Below are 25,396 nucleotides of genomic sequence, written 5' to 3' on the forward strand. Positions count from 1 at the left end.
TGCTCCGCGTTTATTGCCGACCACTGAAACCGGGATGCCAGCCCACGCGCAGCTTATGGAGCCGTATCCTCAAGGACGTTTGAACGATGAGTACCCCCGCGCTGGACATCAGCAGCCTGACGCCACTGCCTTACCACCAGCAGGTAGTCGATTACCTGAAAGCCAGTGAACCTGCCGTGTGGAGCTGGGCCTCGTCCCTCGGGGTTCAGCAGGAACATGCCCAGGATGTGCGTGCGCAATTGCTGCGAGACACTTACCGCCTGAGCCCCGAGACTCATCCGCAGGCCTATCAGGCTTGCGAGACGGCGTTGCAGTGCTTGCAGATCCAGGCCCCTGCCACGCTTTACCAGGCCGGCGATGGCGCGATGAATGCGAGCCTGTATTATCTGGCCGGCGAAGTGCATGTGGTGTTCTACGGGCCGATCCTTGAACGGCTCGATGCCCAGGAGTTGCTGGCGTTGCTGGGGCATGAACTGGCGCATTACCGTCTGTGGTCGGAGCACGACGGTGACTTTCTCACCGCCGACCGGATTCTGAATCACGCGATGGCTGACGTGTACACCCCACCCAGCCTGGAACAGACCGCGCGGTTATATAGCCTGCACACCGAGATCTACGCCGACCGCGGTGCGGCGCTGGTGGCCAGCGGTCCAGAAGCGTCCATCACCTCGCTGGTGAAGATTCACACCGGGATTGTCAGTGTCGACGCGGCCAGCTATTTGCAGCAGGCCCGTGAACTGGACGGCAAGGATGCGCAGCTGTCCCAGGGCGTATCGCACCCGGAGGCGTTTCTGCGCTCCCAGGCCGTAGACAGCTGGTGGCAGCAGCTTCCGGAAACGGACGCCTGGCTGCACCGCCGGTTGCGTGGGCCGTTGTCGCTTAGTCGCCTGAATGTGACCGACCAGGTGGAGCTGACCGCCCTCACCCGCGGCTTTATCGCCAGCTTTATCGGCGCCTCGGTGTTGCAGTCGGAGGTGGTGCTGAATCAGGTGCGGGGGTTCTTTCCCGACTGGAAGGACACTGAAACGCCCCTGGACCTTGGCACGCTGAATGCCGAACGTATCGACGCGAGCATCCACGAATACCTGCACTTCATCATGCTCGACCTGAGCCTGGTGGACCGCGACCTGCGCGACGACGCGTTGCTGCATGCCGCGCGCACCGCGAAGAAGCTCGGCAGCGCTGACGACTTTATCAACGTGCTCAAGCGCGATATCAAATTACCCAAACGTGAGCTCGACCCGATCGTTCGCGCGCTCAAAGCGGAGGTCGACACATGGACCCAATAACCCAACCCGTCACCTTCACTCAATTGCTGCAAAGCCACGATGGCGCTGCCGTGCCCATCGACGATGTGGTGTTCCTGGCGTTGCCGCTGCTGCGCCAGGTGGCGCAATTGCATGAACAGGGGCGTGTCGCCCAGCTCAGTTACCTCAACGTGATGCTGGGGCCAGAGCGCACCCTGCAACTGCGCAACCTCGAGGGCGTGCCGCCGCGCCTGGCGCTGGAGGCAATCAAGCAGGTGCAGCCCAATCCGGAGTCGGCGCTGAATATCGTCGGCACGGTGCGCCTGACCCGGGATTCGGAAAGTGGCGTGGCCATTACCGACCTGCAGGTGCAGGAAGACCCGCACCAGGCCATCGACCGCCCGGTGTTCCTCACTGACTTGCACAGTTGGGAGCATCGTCTCGGGCATCACGACGAAATCACCGATATTTTCCAGCTCGGGCAGTTGCTGGCGTGCCTGGCCTGTGGGCTGGATTTTGCCGATATCAATGACGTAAAGACGTTTGCCCGGCACCGGCGCAACCTGTTCCAGCTCAACGGCCGGCTTAACCCGGTGCTGGCCAACCTGATCGTCGAGATGACCGAACTCAACCGGCACGAGCGCGCCACCGATGTCAGTTCCCTGGCCCGGCGTCTGGAGTCCTGGCGCGAGCAGCCGGCCAGCCTGGATGTCGAGCGTGTGCTGGCCCAGGCCGAAGGCCCGGCGTCGCGGCGCACCGTGGTGCTGGAGCACCTGCGCAACCGGTTGTTTGACCTGTCGCGGCGCAATCGCCTGCTGCACTTCCGGCCGACTCAGGCCAACGTCAACCTGACCGTGGCCAGCGTGCCGCTGGTGATGCGGATTGAAAGCATCCGGCCTGAAACGCTGTGCACCTGGCAGCCTACCTTCGGTGGTTTCTCCGAGCAGGTGTTGAGCGGCAAGCCGGTTGGCCTGCAGCAATGGCTGCGGTTTGAAGACCAGACCTGGCTGCAGGCGTCCCTCGAACGCATCATCCAGGAAACCCGCCGCGACCGTGCCGAGTTCGGCTTCAGCAACCTGCGCCTGGTGGTGGCCTTCATGCGCTGGCACAACCTCAAGGACACGCCGGAAGAACGCATCGTTACCCCGTTGTTGTGGCTGCCGGTGGAGCTGAGCCGCAAAAAAGGTGTGCGCGACCAGTTCATGTTGCAGTGCGATGAGACCGAGGCCGAATTCAACCCGGTACTGCGCCATCAATTGCGCCAGCTCTACGATATCCAATTGCCGGAAACCGTCGACCTGCAAAAAACCTCGCTTGAAGAAATTCACGCGGATATTGCGCGCCAGATCAAGCTGACCGAGCCTGGCGTGGAGTTGCGCCTGCAAAGCAAACCGCAAATCGAACTGATCCACCAGAAGGCAGTGCAGCACCTGCACCACTTCCAGCGCCGCCGCGCCCGTCAGCGCTCGGCCATGCCGTTGGTGAAGCCGGATTTCAGCTACGACCGCGAAGACTACCGCCCACTGGGCCTGCAACTGTTCCAGCAAAAGGTGCTGCCCAGCGCGTTGCCGCTGCGCCTCGCGGTCGGCGGCAAGCCGTCGGTGCGCGACCAACATCCGCAGATGGTCGCCAGCAGTACTGAAAACAGCACCTTCGCCCTGCCCGAGAATCAGGGGCATCGCTACGCCTGGGACATCGACCTGACCCAGGTCACCCTGGCCAACTTCAACTATCGCAAGATGTCGCTGGTGCGCGATTACGCGCAGTTGATCGACGAACCGGCGCAGAACGAAGCGTTTGACCGGATGTTCTCCATTGAGCCGCGGGAGGTCGAGGTCCAGGCACCGGACCCGATCCCGCTGCCGGAACAATGGAACGTGGTGGCCGGCGATGCGACGCAGAACGCTGCCGTCAGCCTGGCCCGTACCGGGCGCAATTTCATCATTCAGGGGCCGCCGGGGACCGGCAAGTCCCAGACCATCACCAACCTGATTGCCGACTATGCCGGTCGTGGCCTGCGGGTGCTGTTCGTGTGCGAAAAGCGCGCGGCACTGGATGTGGTGTTCCATCGCCTGCAACAGAGTGAACTGGGTGAGTTGTGCTGCCTGATTCACGACTCCCAGACCGACAAAAAGGCCTTCGTGGGCAACCTGCGCGAGTGCTATGAGCGCTGGATTGCCGGCGATGCCCAGTCGCCGCAGTTGCAAGCCCGACGCAACGCCACACTGGCCACCCTGGGCCAACAGTTGGGCCTGATCGAGCGCTTTGAACAGGCCATGGCCGAGGTGCCGGAGACCCTGGCCTGCTCAGTGCGCGAGCTGGTGCGGCATCTGATCGACCTGCCGGCCGTGGCTGCCAAGTTGCCGCCCGAAGTCCTGGAGCGCTTGCCCGAATGGCGCCACTGGCAGGCGCAAAGTGAACTGACTGGCCGCCTGTATCAGGCGATCAATGAGCGCTTCGGCCTCGACAGTTTTGCGCGTCACCCTTTCAGCCACCTGGCCTCAAGCCTCATTACCCACGAACATGCCTATGGCCAGCTCAAGGCGTTCCTGGATGAGGCCGGTGGGCTGATGGACAGCGTCGAGCCGTTTCTGGAGTCATCCTCCAGCCTGCTGTCCAGTGACACCCGCCTGGCGGATGCGCGGGTGCTGACCCAGGCAGCCGAGCAACTGACCGGCGCCAACCTGGCATCGCACCTCGACCTGTTGGAACCGGGCTCACCCGGTTCCCAGGCGTTGCAGGCCGAACAAGCCGCTCTGCAAACGCTGACCGTGCAACAACACAACGCCGCTGAAACCACCCGCCATTGGCGCGACAAACTCGCGCCCCAGGACACCCAGGCCGCGCAGGATCTGGTGCAGCGCCTGGAAGGCTCGTTGCTGCGTTGGCTGCAACCTTCCTGGTGGCGGCTGCGCGGCGAGTTGCAACGGCGCTACGACTTTAGCCAGCACGCCGTGCGCCCCAGCTACCGCAGCGTGCTCGATAACCTGGCCGGCGAACACCGCGCCACCGCCGAGTTGCAGGCCGAGCAGCAGCGCCTGCAAAGTCACTACGGCATCCAGGACATCGACCAGTTCGTGCAAAACCTGCAAGCCCTGCTCCAGCAACTGAGCACATCACCGTTATTGCGCCAGTGGGTCGAAGGCCTGCGCGGTAACCCGAACGCCCTGCCGGGTGTACGCCAGGAAGCCAGCCTGCGCCAGCCGGTTGCACGCCTGGCCGAGCTGGTTGCGCAGCACTGCGTGTTCGAACCGGCGCCGAGCCTGGGCGAGTTGGCCGAATACCTGCGCGACCTGCGTGAAGAACTCGACGAACTGCCCGACACCCTGCCCCTGCTCAATGAGCTGCACCAGGCCGACCCCGTCTGCCTGTTGGCCGTGCAGCAGCACGCCTTGGCGCAAAAGGCGCTCGATGGGTTGATTGCCCAGGAAAACCTGACCCGCCTGTATCGTGCCAACCCGCAACTGGCACGCTTCGATGGCCCGGCCTTGAGCCTGGCCGCGCGGCAGGTCAGCCAGGCTGAAAGCAGCCTGCTCAAACACAACGCCCATGTGCTCAGCGCCACGCTGCACCAGCGTTTCCTGGAACACGTGAAGCAATCGGCGATGTCGGTGACCCAACTGGACGCCCAGGCCCGTGAGTTCAAGAAAGCCTATGCCAAGGGCCGCCGTGAACTGGAACACGAGCTGGGCAAGACCATGCGTTATCGCTCCATCCGCGAAATGGCGAGTGGTGACAGTGGCCGCGTGATCAACGACCTCAAGCCTATTTGGCTGATGAGCCCGCTGTCGGTGTCCGACACGCTGCCGCTGACCCCGGACCTGTTCGACGTGGTGATTTTCGACGAAGCCAGCCAGATCCCCAGCGAAGAAGCCGTGCCGGCCTTGAGTCGTGCGCAGCAGGTGATCGTGGTGGGTGACGAGATGCAATTGCCACCCACTAACTTCTTCTCCAGCGCCGGCGAACAGGACGATAACGAACTGATTGCCATGGAGGACGGCGAGCAGATCGCAATCAACCTCGATGCCGACAGCCTGCTGAGCCAGGCCGCGCGTAATTTGCCGGCAACCCTGTTGGCCTGGCACTACCGCAGCCGCCATGAAGCGTTGATCAGCTTCTCCAACGCGGCGTTCTATGAAGGCCGGTTGATCACCATTCCCGACCGGCGTATCGAGCGCCCTGCCCCGGCCCATGCGGCCCTGGACTCCATGGATGCCCAGGCAGTAATTCAGGGCGCCGATACGCTGCTCGACAGCCCGATCAGCTTTCTGAAAATGAGCGATGGCGTCTACCTGAGCCGCAGCAACCTGGCCGAAGCACGCTACATCGCCAACCTGGTGCGTGAGTTGCTGCAACGCGAGACCGGCCTGAGCCTGGGCATCGTGGCCTTCTCCGAAGCCCAGCAAGGCGCCATTGAGCAGGCCCTGGAAGACCTGGCCGCCAGTGACTCGGCCTTTGCCACGCGCCTTGAGCAAGAGTATGTGCGTGAAGACGCCGGGCAGTTCAATGGGCTGTTCGTCAAGAACCTGGAGAACGTCCAGGGTGATGAACGCGACGTGATCATCCTGAGCATCTGCTACGCACCAGGACCGAACGGCAAGATGCTGATGAACTTCGGCCCGATTAACCAGCGCGGCGGGGAAAAGCGCCTGAACGTGATCTTCAGCCGTGCGCGTAAGCGCATGGCGATTGTCTCCAGCATTGAAGCGGATGCCATCACCAACACCCACAACGACGGTGCCGCGGCACTGCGCGGGTTCCTGCAATTCGCCCAGGCCAGCGCCAACGGCGACGCGCCGCGCTCCCAGGGCATCCTCGCCAACCTCAACCCGGGCGCCAAGCAATCCTTTGCCGTCAGCCTGCCCAAGGACAGCCTGCGCAGCGCCCTCGCCGCCGCGTTGCGTAAACGCGGGCATACGGTGCAGGAATACGTCGGGCGTTCGCAGTTCCGCTGCGACCTGGCGATCAGTGACGCCAGCGGTGAACACTTCAGCCTGGGCGTGTTGCTGGACGGCGATACAGCGGCCGCGACTGACGTGCGTGAGCGTTATATCTTCCGCCCGACCGTGCTGCGCAGTTTCGGCTGGAAGATTATCGACGTGCTCAGCCATGACTGGCTGCGGGCCCCGGAAGAGGTGCTGAATCAGATTGAAGCGCTGCTACGGGGTGAAGAGGCGCCTGCGCTGCCAGAGCCTGAACAGGAAGTGGAACCGGAAACCGTTGAGGTCGAGGCGCCGCCAGCCCCTGAAGCACAGACCCCGATGCGTGAGTTCACCTTTGGTGAAGGCAATTCCAACAAGTTCTGGCGTATCGGCGTCACGGAGGCGGACGTGGTGGTGAACTTCGGTCGCATCGGCACCAAGGGCCAGACCTTGATCAAGTCCCTCGACAACCCCGAACGCGCAATACGCGAAGCGGAAAAGCTGATCGCGGAGAAGCTGCGCAAAGGCTATCAAGAGCAGGCGGGGTCAATCACTCCGGAATGATTCAAGGACACTATAAATTTCGGAAATGACCTGCCGTGTCGCGCCCTCAATGGTTCCTTCATTGCGGCACAACACCCAGCCGTGATCCGCAACCGCTTGCTCGAACGCCTGGGTACAGGCGACATGTTCTTCCAGCCTGTGGATCACGGTACTGCTCAGCCCGCGCCGGCGTGCAGCGGCCCTTGCCCATGAAATATCAGGGTCGGTGACCACCCCCACATGCAGGTCCGGCACTTGCACGTTTCGATCAATGTTCAATTGCAGGATGTCTGCCAGCGGGACGCCCCGGCGAAACGCGGCATCCGACGGGTACCAGCGGTCAATCAATACGATGCTGTCTGCCGGCTGTTGAGTCAGCACGTGGCGGGAAATCCAGGCACGGCTATCAGCGAAGCGCTTACACACCTCCCACTCCAACGCCCGGCTGGGCGTTCCGGCGAGTTGGTTAACCAGGACCATCGTTTCACTGCGATAGGGATCGCTTTTTCTCTCGCACAGCCGTATCACCTTTTTGTTGTCCGCCCGCAGTGCTTGGGTAACGGCTTCCAGCAGCGTGGTTTTGCCGGTGCCCTTGGGCCCGTCCATGGAAACAAACAGCGGGCGGTCAGTGCTCTGGTTCAGCACGGCTTTTCGATCCGGGTGCGCAGGGTTTCGGCAATCACTTTCGCCAATGCCGATTGATCAAACGGCTTGGGTAAGCGCGTCAATGTGGTTTTGAGGTCCAGGGATATCTCTGCAAATCCAGACGAAAGAATAATGGGAAGCTTGGGGTACAGCGCCTCGATGTTGCCAGCCAACTCAATCCCCGTCATATCCGGCATGGCCATGTCCGTAATGAGCAAGTCAAAGCACGTGCCCTGCGCCAGGAGCGCCAACGCAGCGTGCCCGTCTGCCGCCGCCACAACATGATGGCCCAGATCTTCAAGCATGGCCCCCGTGCTGATCAGCACCAGCGGGTCATCGTCTACCAGCAGAATCTCGAGGCTTTGCTGATGGGGGGCATCGGGTGTGTTTGCAGTGGATGCCTGCGCCGCAAACTGTGTGGTATCCATCAGCGCCACCGGTAACCAGAGTTCTGCGGTTGTGCCCTCTCCTTCCTTGCTTTTCAGCACAAAGTGGCCCTGTGACTGGGCTGCCAGGCCATGGACCATCGAAAGACCAAGCCCCGTGCCTTTTCCTGCGCCCTTGGTGGTGAAGAACGGCTCCATGGCCCGTTGCAAGGTCGCGTCATCCATCCCGGGCCCGGTGTCGGTGACAGCGATGCAAATCAGCCTTTCCGAGTCATTCGGCCTGCCGGGATACGTATCCTCCCTCGCCGAAATCAGAATCCTGCCCCGGCCTTCCATGGCGTCCCGGGCGTTGATTACCAGGTTCATCACTGCCATTTCCAGTTGGCTCATGTCGACCAGTACCGGCCGCAGGATCAGTGGGAACTGTGTGTCGACGCTGATGCCTGCGCCTAGCATGCGGGACAGCAGGTCTGACATGTTTCTGATCAGCTCGCCTACATCCACAGGCTGCGGATCAAGCTCCTGGCGACGGGCAAAGGCCAGCATCCGCTGTGTCAGCGTCGCACCGCGCTGGGCGCCGGCGATGGCGTTATTCAGTAATGAGTAGGTTCTGGAGTCCGGTGGGACACGCTTCTTGGCGAGTTCGAGGCTCCCAAGAATCACCATGAGGAGGTTGTTGAAGTCATGGGCGATACCGCCGGTGAGCTGCCCCAGAGACTCCATTTTCTGGGCCTGGAATAACGCCTCCCGGGTTTCCTTGATCTCCTGTTGAGCCTGAACGCTCTCGGTAACGTCCCGGGTGATTTTCGCGAAACCCACGAGCTCGCCCTGCTCATTCTTTATCGGGTCGATAACGACATGCGCCAGGAACCCCGTACCGTCTTTGCGCAGGCGCCTTCCCTGCCCTTCATACCGACCTTCCCGGATAACCGTTTCAAGGGCGCGTTGCGGGACATTGTTGTCGACGTCCTCAGGCTGGAAAAACAGGGAGTAGTGTTTGCCGATGACTTCTGCCGGTTCATATCCCTTGATGCGCTGGGCACCGGCGTTCCAGGTGGTGATCACGCCGTTGGGGTCCAGCATATAGAGCGCGTAGTCGGTGACGCCTTGTACCAGCAGGCTGAATTGCTGCTCGCTCTGACGCAGGGCCTGCTCCGCAGCCTTGCGCTCGGTCAGGTCCCGTGTGACTTTGGCGAAGCCAATCAGCGTGCCATCGTCGGCGCGTATCGGGTCGATAATCACCAGCGCCCAGAGACGCGTGCCATCTTTCCTGATGCGCCAACCTTCGCCCTCGAAGCGGCCTGACTGTTCGGCGCTTTTGAGCGCTCGGCCGGGTAAATCCGAGGCCAGGTCTTCGGGGGTGTAAAACAGCGAAAAATGCCTGCCCAGCACTTCACTTTGTTCGTACTGCTTGATCTTCTTCGCGCCCGAGTTCCAGCTCCGAATCAACCCGTTCGTATCCAGCATGTAGATGGCGTAGTCGACCACTGCGTCGACGAGCAGTCGATACCGGTCGTCCTGATCGAACGACCCTTGTGCAGGTTGGGATGGCATCAGGAAAGTCTCGGGACAAATGAGTGGCTTGAACCCTCAGTATGTCTAAAAAAATCCACTGCCAACCAGTTTATTCATCTGAACGCCTTTTTTGAGTCAAACACCGCCGTTGCGAGCGAACCGCGGAATCTTCAACCCCAGGCTTTCCCGCAACGTCGTACCTTCATACGCCGTGCGATACACACCACGCGCCTGCAACAACGGAATGACCTCCTGGGTGAATCGGTTGAACTGCTCCGGATGGCCGATGTAGATGTTAAAACCATCCACCGCACGGGCTTCAAACCAGTCAGCCATCTTGCGCGCGACGGTTTGCGCCGATCCGACAAACGCCCCCGGGCGCAACTGCCGACCAAACTCCACCGCCTGGCGCAACGTAAAGCCTTTGTCCCGTGCCTGGTCAGCAATGCGTTTGGCCGCCGTGAAAAAGCTGCTGCGTGCAGCCTCCAGGCTTTCCTGCGGAAACGGCGCATCCAGGTCGTACTGACTGAAATCATGCCAGCCGAAATTGCGCCCGAACTCCTTCAACGCCAGCTCAAAACTGTGGTCAGCCTGGTGGTAGTGCTGCTCGATTTCACGGGCATGCTCATCAGTGTCGCCCACATAAATCTCGGCACCGGGCATCACCAGCAGTTGCTCCGGTTCGCGGCCATGTTGCAGCGCCCTGCCCTTGATATCCCGGTAGAACGCCTGGCCCTGCTCGATGCTGGCCGCGTGGGTGAAGATCACATCGGCCGTGGCAGCGCCCAGATCACGGCCTTGTTCCGAATCGCCGGCCTGGAAGATCACCGGCTGGCCTTGGGGTGAGCGCTGGATGTTCAGCGGCCCGACCACCGAAAAGTGCTCGCCCTTGTGATTCAGGCTGTGGAGTTTGCTCGGGTCGAGAAATTGGCCGGTGGCCCGGTCACGCACGAAGGCCTCTTCCTCATAGGAGTTCCACAGCCCCTGCACCACCTGGACGTGTTCGGCTGCGCGGCCATAGCGGGTGTCGTAGTCATAATGCTCGTCGCGGCTGTAGTTGCCGGCGGTACCGGCGTCGCCACTGGTGACCACGTTCCAGCCGGCGCGGCCTTTGCTGATCAGGTCGAGTGAGGCCAGGCGGCGCGCGACGTTATAGGGTGAGTTGTAAGAGGTGGTCAGCGTGCCGACCAGGCCCAGGTGCCGGGTGCTTACGGCCAGGGCCGATAACAATGTCAGCGGCTCGAGCCGATTCAGGTAATGGGATGGCGAGCCCGGGGTGATGAACTGGCTGTCGACGATGAACATCAAGTCGAACAACGCCGCCTCGGCCTGGCGCGCAATGTCGATGTACCAGTCGACGTTGACGCTGGCATCGGCGGGCAGTTGAGGATCGAGCCATAGATTGTGGCGGCCGGGCCCGCCGCAGCCCATGGTCAGGGCGCCAAGTTTCAGCTGTCTTTTGGTCATGTCAGAGGTGTTCCTTGAAGCATTCAGGGCTGGGTTTTGGCGACGGCTGGCTGCAACGACGCCGCAAAGGAATCGTCGAACAGCCTGGCTGCCGGGTACGACTTGACCAGGCCTTGGCTTGCGAAAAAGTCCACGGTCTTTTGCGCCTCTACAGGCGATTGAGCCGTCAGTGGTTCGACCGTCGTGCGCGCCCGGGCAAACCAGGCGCGGGCGATATCAGCATCAGCCCGGGTGCGTTTGGCCCAGGCGTCGGCATAAGCGTCGGTATTGGCCGGGCTTTGGCGCGTCCAGTCACGGGCTTTTTTCAGGCGTTGCAGAAAATCGCTGATTTGCGCACGTTTGCCGTCAACGGCCCGGGTGCTGGCAGCGATGAAGCTCTGGGCCGGGATCAGCCCTTCAGCGGTCGCCAACACGCGTGCACCCTGGCGTTCCTGTTGGGTGACGTAGGGTTCCCAGGTGGCGATGACGTCAACTGAACCGCCTTCCAGTGCATGGGAGGCATCCAGCGCGCTGAGGTAGCGCAACTCGAGGGAGTCTTTTGGCACGCCGGCTTTATCCAGCGCGGTCAGCAGCAGTTGCTGGCTCCAGGAGCCTTTCCAGAGGGCTGCGCGCTTGCCTTTCAGGTCGGCAAGGCTGTGGATCGACGAATCCTTTTTCACCAGGATGGCCACGCCGTCGAGGCTTTGCTGACTGACTGCAATCACTTTGATCGGCGCACCCAGTGCGCCCAGGAACAGCACGGGGGCATCACCGAGCAAGCCGATGTCCAGGCTGTTGGTGTTGAGCGCTTCTGCCACCGGTGAGCCGGCGGTGAATTGCTTCCATTCGAGGGTATAGGGCAGATCGTCAAGCACCCCCGCCGCTTCCATCACGGCCTGGGCGTTGTAGCTTTGGTCACCCACCACCAGGGTTTGCGCGTTCGCGCTCAGGCACAGCAAAGCAGCCATCCCGGCCGCCAGTTTTCTCAGGTAACGCACGTTCGTCTCCAGATGCCCTCGCAGGCATTTCAAGTCGATCCGCGCGTACGGTCTCGGCAGTGTTCGTAGGGCTGTCTACGATGGGGTGCAAACCCATGCCTGTAAAATACTTATAACGCATAACCTAATTCAATATTAATGCGCATAACGCATTTTTTGTAAGGCGCCGAGCGAACTGACATTGCGTACCCGTCGGCACCACCTACACTGATTTGAATTCGGCAGTTCTTCAGCTTTTTTTCGGCGGGCCTGGCCCGATGCACCTGCACTCATTGCTCAACCAATACAGCAGTTAACCGACTGACTAATCAGAGTAACTATGAAAGAGCAGCCTCGGCAGCTTGCATCGGCACCGCAACCAGTGGCGCACACCCGCGCCCTTTTTCGACAAACACACCTTCTGGCTCCGCTGAGTCTGCTGTGCATCGCCCTCGCCGGCTGCACCGTCGGGCCGGATTTTGCGCGGCCCGATGTGCCGGCGAACGCCGATTACTCACGGGAGAAGCTCACCTCCACGGCCAAGGCCGACATCGACACTGGCGGCGCAGCGCAGCGGCTGATCGCGGGGATGGATATTCCCGGGCAATGGTGGACGCTGTTCCGCTCACCGGCCCTGAATGCCCTGGTGGAAGAAGCCTTGCGTGCCAACCCGGATGTCAGCGCAGCCCAGGCAGCGTTGCGCCAAGCCAATGAGCTGGTGTATGCCGACCAGGCGTCGCTGTTCCCTTCCGTCAGCGGCAATGTGCAGAAAGCCCGCGAGAAAGTCTCGGGCGTCACCTCGGGCATCCCGGAGTCGCCGATTCTCACGGTGAGTTCGGCCTCGCTGAGTGTGTCCTATGCCCCGGACGTGTTCGGCGGCACGCGTCGGCAAATTGAGTCCACCTCGGCCCAAGCCGAGTACGAACGCTTCCAGCTGGAAGCGACGTACCTCACCTTGACCTCCAATGTGGTCAATACGGCAGTTAGCCTGGCGTCGATACGCGATCAAGTCGCGGCCACCGAGGAGATCATCCGGATCCAGAGCGGCCAACTCGATCTCCTGCAGGCGCAGCGACGGCTGGGGGCCATCGGCGACACCGATGTGCTCACGCAGCAGACCGCACTGGCGCAAACCCGTGCCAGCTTGCCGCCGCTGCAAAAGCAATTAGCCCAGACCCGCAACCAGTTGATGGCCTACCTCGGGCGGTTTCCCAATCAGGACCGGGACGAGCGCTTCAACCTGGCCTCCTTGCACTTGCCGGAAGAACTGCCCCTCAGCCTGCCTTCGGCGATCGTCGGCCAGCGGCCGGATGTGCGTTCTGCCCAGGCGCAACTGCATCAGGCCAGTGCCAACATTGGTGTGGCCGTGGCCAATCAGTTGCCCCAGTTCAGCATTACCGGTTCCGTGGGTTCCACGGTGGCCAGCGGGACCAAATTATTTTCGGCCGGCAGCGGTGTCTGGAGCCTCGCCGGGTCGATCACCCAGCCGATCTTTGATGCCGGCGCACTGGAGCATCGTAAACGCGCGGCCGTGGCAGCCTATGACGAGTCGGCAGCCCGCTACCGTGGCACCGTGATCGGCGCATTCCAGGACGTGGCCAACGCGCTGCGGGCGCTGGAGGCCGATGCCGATGCACTGAACCAGCAGGTGGTGGCCGAGCGCTCTGCGCAAGCCAACCTCGACCTGGTGCAGGCGCAGTTCAAGCTCGGCGCCGTGGCCTACATCAACCTGCTCACGGCCCAGCAAACCTACCAGAACACCGTGCTGGCCCGCGTCAAGGCGCAAGCTTCGCGTTACAGCGATACCACTGCGCTCTTCCAAGCATTGGGTGGGGGCTGGTGGAACCGAACCGATGTGGACCCCGCGACCAAGGGCCGGCCTGATCGCTTCGGCCTGCCGTCGTGGAACGAGATCATGCCGGCCAAGAACAAGGCAGCGCCTGCCGATTCGGCACGGTTCAACTGAACTGAACTCTTGAAACAGCGAGAACACCCATGGCTGATGTCATTACCGCTTCTCCCCTGCCACCCGAGCCCGGCGCACCGCGCAAGCGTCGACTGTGGCGGCCGATGCTCATCATGATCGTGGTGGTGCTGGTGATTGTGGCGATTATTGCCGGGGTGAAGTTCGTGCAGATTTCGGCGCTGATCGCCCAGTCAAAAGCGCCCTTGCCCGCTTCTGTGGTCACGGCCATGAAGGTGCCGTTCAGTGACTGGCAACCGAATGTCACCGCCGTGGGCTCAATGAAGGCGGTACGAGGGGTGGATGTGACCACTGAAGTGGGCGGCATCGTGCGCACCATCGGCTTCACGCCGGGGCAAGAGGTGGCGGCCCAGGCGCTGCTCGTACAGCTGAATGCCGACTCGGACATCGCGCAACTGCACTCCCTTGAAGCCACGGCCGACCTGGCCGTGATCGTGCTCAAGCGTGACAAGGCGCAACTGGCGGTTAATGCCATATCCCAGGCACAAGTCGACACAGACACGGCGGACCTGAAAGCCAAACTCGCCGCCGCCGAACAACAGCGCGCGCTGGTGGCGAAAAAAACCATTCGTGCACCCTTTGCCGGGCGCATCGGGATCACCAGCGTCAATCCCGGCCAATACCTCAACCCCGGCGACAAGATCGCCACGCTGCAAACCTTTGATCCGATCTACATCGATTTCACGGTGCCGCAGACTCAAATGGAGGCCATTGCCATCGGCCAAGGGGTTTCAGTGACGGCCGACGGCCTGTCGAATCAAACCTTCACCGGCAAGATCAGCACCATCGACACCCAGTTCGACTCGACCACACGTAACGTCACGGTGGAAGCCACCGTCGACAATCCCAAGAAAAACCTGGTGCCCGGGATGTTTGCCCGCGCCGTTGTCACCTCCGGTGCGACGCAGCGCTACCTCACCGTGCCGCAGACATCCGTCACCTACAACCCTTACGGCACCACGGTGTTCATCGCCACATCGACCAAGAACGACAAGGGTGAAGAAGCCCTCACGGCGCAACAGACCTTCATCAAGACCGGGCCAACCCGAGGTGATCAGGTGGCGATTCTGTCGGGCGTGAAGGAAGGCGATCTGCTGATCACCAGTGGCCAGATGAAGCTCAAGAATGGCTCGCCCGTGAAGGTCGATAACAGCGCCGCGCCGCTGAACGATCCTGCGCCGACTCCCCAAGAACACTAAAGGTGTCCCATGAAGCTTACCGATACCTTTATTCAGCGGCCGGTCTGGGCGATTGTGGTTTCGCTGTTCATCCTGATCCTGGGGCTGCGCTCGATCTTCGAATTGCCGGTAAACCAATGGCCACGCACCGAAAATACCGTGGTCACCATCACCACCGCTTACTACGGCGCGGACGCGTCCACGGTGGCCGGCTTTATCACCCAGCCGCTTGAATCGGCTATCGCCCAGGCCCAGGGCATCGACTATTTGTCGTCAACCAGCATCACCGGCGTCTCGACGATTACCGCCACGCTGCGGCTGAACTACGAGGCCAGCAAGGCACTTACCGAGATCAATACCCAGGTCAACTCGGTCAAGAACCAACTGCCGGCGCAGTCCCAGGAGCCGGTGCTGACAGTGGCGGTCGGGCAAACCACAGACGCCATGTACCTGGGTTTCTACAGCGACACCCTACCCACCAATAACATCACCGATTACCTGGTGCGGGTGGTCAAGCCCAAGCTGGATTCGATCCAGGGTGTGCAAACCGCCGAAATCCTCGGCGGCCGTCAGTTCGCCCTGCGCGCCTGGATGGACCCGACCAAACTGGCGGCGCATAACGTGACAGCCCAGGACGTGTCCACCGCCCTGGCCAACAACAACTACCTGTCGGCGGTCGGTTCCACCCGCGGGCAAACGGTGACGGTCGACCTGACGGCCGGGACCGACTTGCACACGGTGGATGAATTCAAGCGGCTGGTGGTCAAGCAGAAAGGCGATGCGCTGGTGTACCTGGAGGACGTGGCCACCGTCACCCTCGGCGCCGAAAGCTACGACAGCAGCGTGGCGTTTTCCGGCAAGCGCTCGGTGTTCATCGGTATCAAGACGGCACCCAATGCCAACATCCTGACGGTCGCCGACAGCGTGCGCGAGGCCTTCCCCGAGCTGCAATCCCAGCTGCCCACCGGGGTGCGCGGCGAAATCGTGTATGACTCCACGGAGTTCATCAATACCTCGATTTATGAGGTGGTGAAGACCCTTGTCGAGGCGATGATCATTGTGGCGGTGGTGATCTACCTGTTCCTCGGCTCGTTCCGCGCGGTAATCGTGCCGTTGGTGGCGATCCCGCTGTCGCTGGTCGGGACCTTCTTCATCATGTACCTGCTGGGGTACTCGATTAACCTGCTGACCCTGCTCGCCCTGGTATTGGCCATCGGCCTGGTGGTGGACGACGCGATTATCGTGGTGGAAAACGTCGACCGGCACATCAAGGAAGAAGGCAAAGGTGTGCTGGAGGCTTCGCTGGTTGCAGCGCGTGAGCTGGGTGGGCCGATTCTCGCGATGACGGTGGTGTTGATTGCCGCGTACGTGCCCATCGGGCTGCGCAGCGGCCTTACCGGCGCACTGTTCAAGGAATTCTGCTTCTCGCTGGCAGGTGCCGTGACCGTGTCGGCCGTGGTGGCGTTGACGCTCTCGCCGATGATGACTTCCCGGCTGTTCAAGACCGGGCAGGAAGAAGGTCGCTTCGCCCGCAAGCTCGATCAGTATTTTGACTGGTTGCGAGGCCGTTACCACCGCGTGCTCTCAGGTGGCCTGAACGTATGGCCGGTGCTGGTGACGTTCGGCTTTATGCTGTTCCTGCTGGTGGCGGCCAGTGGCATGACCGCCAAAAGCGAGCTGTCGCCCACCGAGGACCAGGGGCTGGTGTTCATGCAGATCAAAGGCCCGCCGACCGCCTCGCCGCAGCAGATGGAACGGATTGCCGACCAGGCCTTCCAGGTCGCCAACAAAGAGCCGGAATACGCGCAGATGTTCCAGCTGACCGGGCTGCCCATTCTCAACCAGGGCCTGGGCGGTGTGCTGCTCAAAAACTGGGGCGACCGCTCGCGCTCCCAAGCTGAACTGATATTGGAACTCCAGCAAAAATGGAACCAGATACCCGGCGCCACCATCGCGGCCTTCCCGCTGCCATCGCTGCCGGGCGCCCAGGGCTTGCCTGTGCAGTTCGTGATCACCACCACCGACTCGGTGGAAAACCTCAATGAGGTCGCCCAGGCCGTGGTGGCCGAGGCCCAGAAACAACAGCTGTTCTATTTCTCCGACATGGACCTGAAGCTCGACAAGCCACAAGCCAAGCTGGTGGTGGACCGGGAAAAAATTGCCGCACTGGGCATGACCCAGGCCGACGTCGGTGCGGCGTTATCCGCCGCTCTGGGCGGCAACTACGTGAACTACTTCTCCACCGCCGGGCGTTCGTACAAAGTCATTCCCCAGGTGTTGCAGGTTGACCGCCTTAACCCGGACCAGATTCTCGATTACTACATCCGCACGCCCGCAGGCGCAATGATCCAGGCGCGCACCGTGGCGCATATCGAAACCACCACCCAGCCGGAGTCGATCAACCACTTCCAGCAACTTAACTCGGCGACCCTGTCGGGCGTCAGCGGCGTGGCCCAGGGCGAACTGCTGGCGAAACTGAACACCATCCTGACCAACATTGCGCCGTCGGGCTACACCTCGGACTTCTCGGGTGAATCGCGCCAGTTCATGCAGGAGTCCGGCGGGTTCTTCGGCTTGCTGATGTTCTCTATCCTGATCGTCTACCTGGCCCTGGCGTTCCAGTTCGAGAGCTTCCGCGACCCGGTGGTGATCCTGTTCTCGGTGCCCCCTGCACTCTTCGGCGCGCTGGCGTTCATCACCATGGGATTTGCCTCGATCAACGTGTACACACAGGTGGGGCTGGTGACGCTGCTGGGGTTGATCACCAAGCACGGGATTCTGATCGTGCAGTTTGCCAACGAGTTGCAGCGCGCCGGTCACAGCAAGCGTGAGGCGATAGAAGAAGCGGCCGGCGTGCGCCTGCGGCCGATCCTGATGACCACGGCGGCGATGGTGCTGGGCGTGGTGCCGCTGGTGTGGGCTTCCGGCGCCGGGGCTGCGGGACGGCATGACATGGGCCTGGTGATCTTTGCCGGGTTGTCGATCGGCACCGTGCTGACGCTGTTCATGGTGCCGGCGATGTATATGTTTATAGGTTCTACGCACCATCAGGAGGCGCAGCAGCCGGTTCCCGTGTAGGAGCGAGCTTGCTCGCGAAGGACGTTAACGATGACGCGGGCATTCAGAATGAACGCGGCGCCCTCAGGTTCTTCGCGAGCAAGCTCGCTCCTACAGTGGGTCGCTGGTGTGGGCTTCCGGCGCCGGGGCTGCGGGACGGCATGATATGGGCCTGGTGATCTTTGCCGGTTTGTCGATTGGTACCGTGCTGACACTGTTTATGGTGCCGGCGATGTATATGTTCATAGGTTCTACGCACCATCAGGAGGCGCAGCAGCCGGTTCCCGTGTAGGAGCGAGCTTGCTCGCGAAGGACGTTAACGATGACACGGGCATTCAGAATGAACGCGGCGCCCTCAGGTTCTTCGCGAGCAAGCTCGCTCCTACAGTGGGTCGCTGGTGTGGGCCTCCGGTGCCGGGGCTGCGGGGCGGCATGACATGGGCCTGGTGATCTTTGCCGGGTTGTCGATTGGTACCGTGCTGACGCTGTTCATGGTGCCGGCGATGTATATGTTCATTGGCTCCACGCACCATCAGGAGGCGCAGCAGCCGGTTCCCGTGTAGGAGCGAGCTTGCTCGCGAAAGACGTTAACGATGGCGCGGGCATTCAGAATGAACGCGGCGCCTTCAGGTTCTTCGCGAGCAAGCTCGCTCCTACAGTGGATCAGATCATCGGCGAGCTACTCACCACCCGCAGCGCCAAGCCTTCGTACGCATCCAGGGTGATGGTGAAATCGCCCTCGGGCGTCAGATCGCCTTCCACCCGCTCATTGATGATGTCCACCACCGGCCCTGGCGCGATATTGGGCAGGTGCAGGGTTTCCGTGATGGGCGTGGAGCCGAAATTAAGCGCCGTGATCTGAGTACCTTTGCCCGCCGGCAGTTCGTGAACCATGATCAGCAGCCCTGGGTGTTGCACATCCGGCACCAGGATCTGGCGGCTGGCGGCGATGTCGTAGGCTCGGCGCACGGCGAGGATTCTTTGCAGTTGCGAGGCAAACGAATCCGGGTCGGCCAGTTGGGTGATCAGGCTGCCGTACAAGGTTTTCGGACGCGGCATCTGCCCGGCGGATTGCTCCGCGTCGGGGTTCAGGTCCACCAGGTCATAGGCGCCGCGATGGATCCAGCGTGTGTCGCCATCGAGCATCAAGTGGGCCACCTCTTCCGCCGGCAAAGGCAGTGCGCCTACCAGGTCCCAGCCGGACAGTGCAAACACCCCAGGTTGCATCGCGTTGTACATCACCAGCAGCAGGTGAATCTGGCGGATCTGTTGGATATCCGCCGGGGTAATCGCTTCAAGGTCGCGAATGCCCAACGCCGCCGTGATGATGCTGGCGGTGGTGCACGACACGCCGTTGGTCACGAATTTCAGGTTATAGGGTGCGTGTTCGCCGGCGAGGCGTTCGTACATCTGTTCGCGGATGTGCTCGCGCAGGATGCCGCCGGGAAAGGTCTGGCCCTGATACAGGTAGTTGTCATGGGCGTGCAGGGTCCAGAAGTGCACCAGTTCCAGGGTCAGTTCGTCATGGTTCTGCAAGGCATGGATCAGCGAGCCGGGGTCGATGCCCAGGGTGTGCATCTCCCGCAGCATCAGGCGCAGGAATTCGGTATCGCCCATCAATAACGCGTGCTGGTACGCCGGCCGGGTGATGAAGTCGTAGGACAGGTCGGCGCCGCCGTGGGACATGGCGGCGATGTCGTCCACCGTCAGGTTCAGTTCCTGAAAGCTGAAACCGCCCGCCTTGCGAATCGCGCCGCCGAGTATCTGGTTGCCGGTGATGGACAGCGGGTGGCTTTCAGACCAGGCGTTACCTTCGAGTTTTCGCTCCACGCCGAGGAAGCCGTTGGCGTCCAGGCGCAGGATCTTCGCGCCCATCACGTCGATGGCGTGCAGGGCGTCGCCGATGATCATCTGCTGCGCGGCGAAGGTTGGGTCCAGCCAGTTCAGTGACGGTTGGCCTTCCTTGAAGTAATGCAGGTATACCCAGCGCCGGGGTTTGCCATCCACGCCGATCACCACATCGGTCGCGCTCCAGTCGGTTTCCTTGACTCCGGGCTCGAAGAAGATCACCCGTTGCAACTGGCCGACGATGTAGTGCTTGTCCCTCAGCACGTCGACCTGCTGCGGGCTGAGGTTCTGTGCATCACGCCCCTCGGCAATCTCGGGCAGCAATGGCCAGTCTTCCTCGCGGATTTCCACCATGTGGTAGAGCCCGGGGTAGTCTTCGTAAGCCATCTCGGCCAGGCGGAAGTCCGCGCCTTTGCCGGTGTGGGACGGGATCACGTCGTCGATGATCACCGCGTTGTGCGCGGCGGCCATGCGCGCCAGGGATTGCAGTTGGGCCTCGGTGCCCAGTTGCGGGTCGATGTCGAAGCTGATGCGGTCAAAATTGCCGTCAATCGTGGGGGTGTGCTCGGTGCCGGAAAGACCACCCGAGCGCTTCAACGGGCCGTTGTGAATGCCCTGGATGCCGATCTTTGACAGTGCATGCCATAACGTCTCATCGCCCAGGGCTTCGAGTACGCTGCCGTTTTCACGGGTGACGATGGACGCCGGGTACGCAGTGAACCACACCGACGACAGGGCTGAAGCATCGCGGGGCCGCGTATGGGCATACGGCTGCTGCCACAATCTGCCTTGCCCCGAGTAGAGTTTGGCGCGCTGCTTTGCGGCCTGCAGCATTGATTGTTCTACCAGCCAGGCCACATGTTTCTTATCGGCGTCCGTCATAAATCAATCACCTGCACCCATGAAGTAGTCGGTTGCGGTGGCTGTATGTGAACCACCGTTCGTTACTGTATGAGGCCCCGGGTGACGATTCGTTGCATCCGAGATGGCTGCCCTTCCCGGCCTAGACCCACCCACCGTCCACAATGAAGTTCTGTGCGGTGCACATCGCCGAGACATCAGACGCCAGGAACAGCGCCATATTGGCGATATGTTCCGGCTGCACACTTCCCGGCAAACACTGGCTGCGGCTGATCAGTTCCCGGGCGTCATCATCCACCCACATCGCCAGTTGTTTTTCGGTCATCACCCAGCCCGGCACCAGTGTGTTGACCCTGATCCGGCTCGGGCCCAGCTCTCGCGCCAGGGCCCGGGTCATGCCGTGGGCGGCGGCTTTGCTGGCGGCGTATACCGGGTAGCCGCTGGAAGCCATCATCCAGCCAATGGAACCCAGGTTGATGATCGCCCCGCCCCCTGCGGCTTTCATCATGGGCACCACGGCCCGGGCGGCAAAAAAGGCGTGCTTCAGGTTGACCGAGATCAGTTGGTCGAATGTCTCTGAGTCGACTTCATCCAGGGTGTGCCGAACGTCATTGGCGGCATTGTTCACCAGCACATTGATCGGCCCCAGGGTTTGCGCCAGGCGCCCGATGGCGGCCTTGTAAGCGATCTCGTCGGTGATATCGCAATGGGCGAATTCGACGGCATGCCCCTCGGACGACAGGATTGCCGCCAAGCGGTCGCCCTGCCCTTGCGCCCGGTCCACGAACGCAACCTTGGCACCCTGGCGTGCGAAGGCTCGCACCATGGATTCGCCAATCCCGGAAGCACCGCCGGAAATCAGCACGGTTTTATCTCGCAGGTCCGGGTACATCGCCTGTGCGCCAGCCTGTTGTTCAGTGTTCATGTGACGGTCACTCCGCTGTATTTAGTCTTATTTTATATTGCAAAATTTGCGAATTTGTCTATATATCAGCACTGCATCTGATCGAAATACAATAAATAGTCGAACTATTTAATCAACAACAATAAAAGGTAGCTCAGTCATGCGGCAATCCCGATTCCTGCTTACCGGCCTCGGCCTCTCGTTGGCGATAGCCAGCCTCGGCGCTCAGGCGGCTGGCCTGTCCAGCGAACACAAACCCTTCGGCAAAACCAATGACGGCACCGCCGTCGAGCAGTACGTGTTGCGCAACAGCCATGGCGTACAAGCCACGGTGATCACCTACGGCGCTGTGTTGCAGTCGCTTAAGGTACCGGACAAACACGGCCAGTTCGCCGATGTGGTGCTGGGCTTCGACAACGTCCAGGGCTATCAGGCCGGCACCGCGTTCTTTGGCGCGACCATCGGGCGTTTTGGCAATCGCCTGGCCAAGGGCGCTTTCGAGCTGGACGGCAAACACTATCAAGTGCCCCTCAACGACGGGCCGAACTCCCTGCATGGCGGTGCGCTGGGCTTCGACAAACAGGTGTGGAAAGCCCAGCCAGTCAAGCAAAAGGACTCGGTGGGCGTGACCCTGAGCTACCTGTCGAAGGACGGCGAGATGGGCTTTCCCGGCAACCTGAAAGTCGATGTCACTTATAGCCTCAACGACAAAAACGAGCTGCACATCGACTACAAGGCCACCACTGACAAACCCACCGTGCTGAACCTCACCAACCACAGTTACTTCAACCTCGCCGGCGCGGGTAACGGTGACGTGCTCAAACAGCTGGCCACCTTGCACGCCAGCCATTACACCCCGGTCAACAGCACCTTGATTCCCACCGGCGAACTGGCCCCGGTGGCCGGTACACCGATGGACTTCCTCAAACCCACCGCCATCGGCCAGCACATCAAGTACGATCACCCCCAACTGAAATTCGCCGAACCGAAACAAGGCGGCTTTGACTTCAACTGGGTGCTGGATACCCAGGGTGATGTGGGCAAAGTGGCTGCCGAGGTTCACGACCCGCAGTCCGGGCGGCGCTTGCAGCTCTATACCAGTGAGCCCGGCGTACAGTTCTATACCAGCAACTTCCTCGACGGCTCGATCAAGGGCAAGGGCGGCAAACCTTATGCCCACTGGAGCGCGTTCACCCTGGAAACCCAGCATTACCCCGACGGCCCTAACCAGCCGAACTTCCCGTCAACCCGCCTTGATCCCGGGCAGACCTACACCCAAAACACCGTGCTGAAATTCTCCGCCGACTGAACCCGCTTGATCGTTCCCACGCTGCGTGGGAACGATCAAAGCTTGCGCAGGGATCAGCGTTGTTTCATGCGGTCGATCACCACCGCCAACAGTAGGATCGAACCGCGGATCACATACTGGTAGAAGGTGTCGATGTTCTTCAGGTTCATCGCGTTCTCGATGATCGCCAGAATCAGCACCCCGGCAATCACGTGGCGAATCATGCCAATCCCGCCGCTTAACGACACCCCGCCCAACACGCAGGCAGAAATCACCGTCAACTCGAAACCCTGGCCAATCATCGGCTGCCCGGAGGTCATGCGTGAGGCAAGGATCACGCCGGCCAAGGCGCCGATCACCCCGTGCACGGCGAAGATGATGATCTTGGTGCGATCAACGTTCACCCCCGCCAGCAACGCGGCTTCCGGGTTGCCACCGATGGCCATGGTGTTGCGCCCGTAGGTGGTGTAGTTGAGCAGCCAGCCGAAAAACAGGAAACACACGATGGTGATCAGGATCGGCACCGGCACGCCGAACAACTGGCCGTTGCCGAAGACGAAGAACCCATCCTGGGAGACGCCCACCGCTTTGCCATTGGCAAAGATATAGGCCAGGCCGCGCACGATCTGCATGGTCGCCAGCGTGGTAATCAGTGCATTCACCCGCAGCTTGGCGATCACAATCCCGTTGATCAACCCCACCACCAGGCCCATCAGCAGTGCGGCACCGATGCCGAGCAACACGCTGTCGGTGTCGCGCATCACGATCGCCGCCACGACCCCGGCGCAGGCAATCACCGAGCCCACCGACAGGTCGAAATGCCCTGACGCCAGGCAATACAACATGGTGCACGCGGCAATCCCTGTGGTGGAGATCGCCAGCCCCAGGCCGCGCATATTGAGCGGCGACAGGAAGTTGTCGATCAGCAAGGTGCAGAGCACGAAGATCCCCACCGCCGCCATCAGCATCGCCCAGTTGTCGAGCAGGCTGCGCAGGTCCAGCGGTTTGCGCGCCGTGGGCACAGCAGTGTTTTGGCTTGTCATAGTCACCTCGTCAGTTCCCCTGGCTCGCGGCGCGTTGGCGCGGCAGGGCCATTTGCAGCAGGTTGGATTCATTGGCGTGTTCGCGGCTCATCTCGCCGCGCATCGCGCCCTCACACAGCACCAGGATGCGATCGGAAATGCCCATCACCTCCATCAGGTCGCTGGACACCACAATCACCGCAATGCCGCGAGCCGCCAGGTCATGGATGATCTGGTAAATCTCGGCCTTGGCGCCGATATCGATGCCCCGGGTGGGCTCGTCCAGTAGCAGGACTTTCATCGGCATCGACAGCCACCGCCCGAGAATCGCCTTTTGCTGATTGCCGCCGGAGAGGTACATGATCTTCTGCGCCGCCGTGGGCGTCTTGACCTTCAGCGCCTTGATCTGCGTGGCAGCGTTGTCTTTCTCCCACCCACTGCGCAACAACCAGCCAAAGCGCGAATGGGCACTGCGCGCACTGATGTTGATGTTCTCGGCCACGCTGGACAGCGGCACGATGCCCTCCTTCTTGCGGTCCTCGGGGCACAGCAAAATACCGGCGTCGATGGCGTCACGGGGTGAACGCAGGCGCAGCGCATGGCCGCACAAATCGAGGCTGCCGGCACTGCTGCGTTCAAGGCCTCCCAGCAGCCGCAGCAACTCGGTACGCCCGGCGCCCACCAACCCGAACAGGCCGAGAATCTCGCCCTGGTGGGCCTCGAAACTCACCGGTTCGCGCAAGCCGGGGCCCAGCAAGCCGTTGACCTTGAGTGCCACCGCACCCCGCTCGCGGGGCCGGTAGTCGTAGATGTCCTGAATGTCGCGACCGACCATGCAGGTCACCAGTTGATCGTGGGTCAAGCTGCTCATGTCCTCGAACGTGCGCACATAGCGGCCGTCCTTGAATACCGTCACCGCGTTGCAGATGCGGAACACCTCTTCCATGCGATGGGACACGTACAGCACCACTTTTCCCTCGTCCCGCAGGCGACCGATGATTGCCATCAGGCGGTCGATCTCCCGTGCTGACAGGCTGCTGGTGGGTTCGTCGAACGCAATCACATGGGCGCCACGGGACAGCGCCTTGGCGATTTCCACCAACTGGCGCTGGCCCAGGGACAGGCGGCCGACTTTCTCCTGGGGGTCGATTTCATCCGCCAGGCCCTTGAGGCACGCCAATGCCTGCTGGCGCAACGCGCTGCGATTGATCAAACCAAAGCTGGCCGGCAGGTGCCCGAGGAACAGGTTTTCGGCCACGCTCATTTCCGGCACCAGGTGCAACTCCTGGTGGATCACCGCGACGCCGCTGGCGATGCTGTCGGCCGCGCACTTGAAAGCCATGGTGTGCGCGCCGATCTGCACGCTGCCTCTGCTTGGCACATAGGCGCCACCGAGGATTTTCAGCAGCGTGGATTTACCGGCGCCGTTCTCGCCCATCAAGGCGTGAACCTGCCCCGGGTGGGCGCTGAAGCTGATGCCATCCAGCGCCTTGACCCCGGGAAACGTCTTGCCGATATCGTTGAAGCACAGGCTGGCACCGGTGCTGTGGGGGTGTTTCTGTTGCGCGTGCAT

14 protein-coding genes and 2 pseudogenes are annotated in these 25,396 nt (G+C 61.5%); 8 read left to right on the top strand and 8 right to left on the bottom strand.

Annotated elements, in window-relative coordinates:
* Nucleotides 1–86 precede the first annotated feature (86 nt).
* Complete coding sequence (locus AU074_RS03125) at nucleotides 87–1,289, top strand: M48 family metalloprotease (protein ID WP_076013454.1); 1,203 nt, start codon at nucleotides 87–89, stop codon at nucleotides 1,287–1,289.
* Nucleotides 1,277–6,733 carry a WGR domain-containing protein gene (locus AU074_RS03130; RefSeq protein WP_076013455.1) on the top strand — a complete coding sequence of 1,819 codons (5,457 nt, stop codon included), beginning with the start codon at nucleotides 1,277–1,279 and terminating at the stop codon, nucleotides 6,731–6,733. The genes AU074_RS03125 and AU074_RS03130 overlap by 13 nt, the downstream gene beginning before the upstream one ends.
* Here the strand turns inward: AU074_RS03130 and AU074_RS03135 are convergent.
* The 4 genes from AU074_RS03135 to AU074_RS03150 form a co-directional block, all read right to left on the bottom strand.
* Nucleotides 6,716–7,318 carry a dTMP kinase gene (locus AU074_RS03135; protein ID WP_076013705.1) on the bottom strand — a complete coding sequence of 201 codons (603 nt, stop codon included), beginning with the start codon at nucleotides 7,316–7,318 and terminating at the stop codon, nucleotides 6,716–6,718. The two genes, AU074_RS03130 and AU074_RS03135, sit on opposite strands and share 18 nt — an antisense overlap.
* 32 nt (nucleotides 7,319–7,350) lie before the next feature.
* A complete protein-coding gene (locus AU074_RS03140; RefSeq protein WP_076013456.1) occupies nucleotides 7,351–9,297 on the bottom strand; it encodes a PAS domain-containing sensor histidine kinase in 1,947 nt (648 codons plus the stop codon).
* A gap of 96 nt (nucleotides 9,298–9,393) precedes the next feature.
* Entirely contained in the window at nucleotides 9,394–10,725 is a 1,332-nt protein-coding gene (locus AU074_RS03145) for an LLM class flavin-dependent oxidoreductase (protein WP_076013457.1), read from the bottom strand.
* 23 nt (nucleotides 10,726–10,748) lie between these two features.
* Nucleotides 10,749–11,702 carry an ABC transporter substrate-binding protein gene (locus AU074_RS03150; RefSeq protein WP_076013458.1) on the bottom strand — a complete coding sequence of 318 codons (954 nt, stop codon included), beginning with the start codon at nucleotides 11,700–11,702 and terminating at the stop codon, nucleotides 10,749–10,751.
* Nucleotides 11,703–12,021: 319 nt separating this feature from the next.
* Here AU074_RS03150 and AU074_RS03155 point away from each other — a divergent pair, with 319 nt between their 5' ends.
* From AU074_RS03155 to AU074_RS32965, 5 genes and pseudogenes are all read left to right on the top strand, one after another.
* A complete protein-coding gene (locus tag AU074_RS03155; protein WP_256576825.1) occupies nucleotides 12,022–13,647 on the top strand; it encodes an efflux transporter outer membrane subunit in 1,626 nt (541 codons plus the stop codon).
* A 29-nt stretch (nucleotides 13,648–13,676) separates the two neighbouring features.
* Nucleotides 13,677–14,864, top strand: a complete 1,188-nt coding sequence (locus AU074_RS03160) for an efflux RND transporter periplasmic adaptor subunit (protein ID WP_083676617.1) — start codon at nucleotides 13,677–13,679, stop codon at nucleotides 14,862–14,864.
* Nucleotides 14,865–14,873: 9 nt separating this feature from the next.
* Nucleotides 14,874–17,921 (top strand): efflux RND transporter permease subunit, encoded by a 3,048-nt coding sequence (locus AU074_RS03165; protein WP_076013459.1) that lies wholly within the window; start codon nucleotides 14,874–14,876, stop codon nucleotides 17,919–17,921.
* A 103-nt stretch (nucleotides 17,922–18,024) separates the two neighbouring features.
* A pseudogene (locus AU074_RS32960) lies at nucleotides 18,025–18,192 on the top strand (efflux RND transporter permease subunit); the annotation flags it as partial.
* A 103-nt stretch (nucleotides 18,193–18,295) separates the two neighbouring features.
* Nucleotides 18,296–18,463 (top strand): annotated as a pseudogene (locus tag AU074_RS32965) (efflux RND transporter permease subunit); the annotation flags it as partial.
* Between the two features lie 100 nt (nucleotides 18,464–18,563).
* Here the strand turns inward: AU074_RS32965 and treS are convergent.
* Both treS and AU074_RS03185 read right to left on the bottom strand, forming a co-directional pair.
* Nucleotides 18,564–20,630 carry a maltose alpha-D-glucosyltransferase gene (gene treS, locus AU074_RS03180; RefSeq protein ID WP_076013460.1) on the bottom strand — a complete coding sequence of 689 codons (2,067 nt, stop codon included), beginning with the start codon at nucleotides 20,628–20,630 and terminating at the stop codon, nucleotides 18,564–18,566.
* Between the two features lie 121 nt (nucleotides 20,631–20,751).
* Nucleotides 20,752–21,534, bottom strand: coding sequence for an SDR family NAD(P)-dependent oxidoreductase (locus tag AU074_RS03185; RefSeq protein WP_076013461.1), 783 nt, complete (start codon nucleotides 21,532–21,534; stop codon nucleotides 20,752–20,754).
* A 139-nt stretch (nucleotides 21,535–21,673) separates the two neighbouring features.
* Between AU074_RS03185 and AU074_RS03190 the strand changes: the two genes are divergently transcribed.
* On the top strand, nucleotides 21,674–22,822 hold the full coding sequence (locus AU074_RS03190) for an aldose epimerase family protein (protein ID WP_076013462.1): 1,149 nt from the start codon (nucleotides 21,674–21,676) through the stop codon (nucleotides 22,820–22,822).
* 53 nt (nucleotides 22,823–22,875) lie between these two features.
* Here the strand turns inward: AU074_RS03190 and araH are convergent, their stop codons facing one another.
* Nucleotides 22,876–23,844 carry an L-arabinose ABC transporter permease AraH gene (gene araH, locus AU074_RS03195; RefSeq protein WP_076013463.1) on the bottom strand — a complete coding sequence of 323 codons (969 nt, stop codon included), beginning with the start codon at nucleotides 23,842–23,844 and terminating at the stop codon, nucleotides 22,876–22,878.
* Nucleotides 23,845–23,854: 10 nt separating this feature from the next.
* Nucleotides 23,855–25,396 carry an L-arabinose ABC transporter ATP-binding protein AraG gene (araG, locus tag AU074_RS03200; protein ID WP_076013464.1) on the bottom strand — a complete coding sequence of 514 codons (1,542 nt, stop codon included), beginning with the start codon at nucleotides 25,394–25,396 and terminating at the stop codon, nucleotides 23,855–23,857.

Origin of the sequence: Pseudomonas sp. ATCC PTA-122608 (genome assembly GCF_001952855.1) — a bacterium.
In the GTDB taxonomy this organism is placed as follows: Bacteria; Pseudomonadota; Gammaproteobacteria; order Pseudomonadales; family Pseudomonadaceae; genus Aquipseudomonas.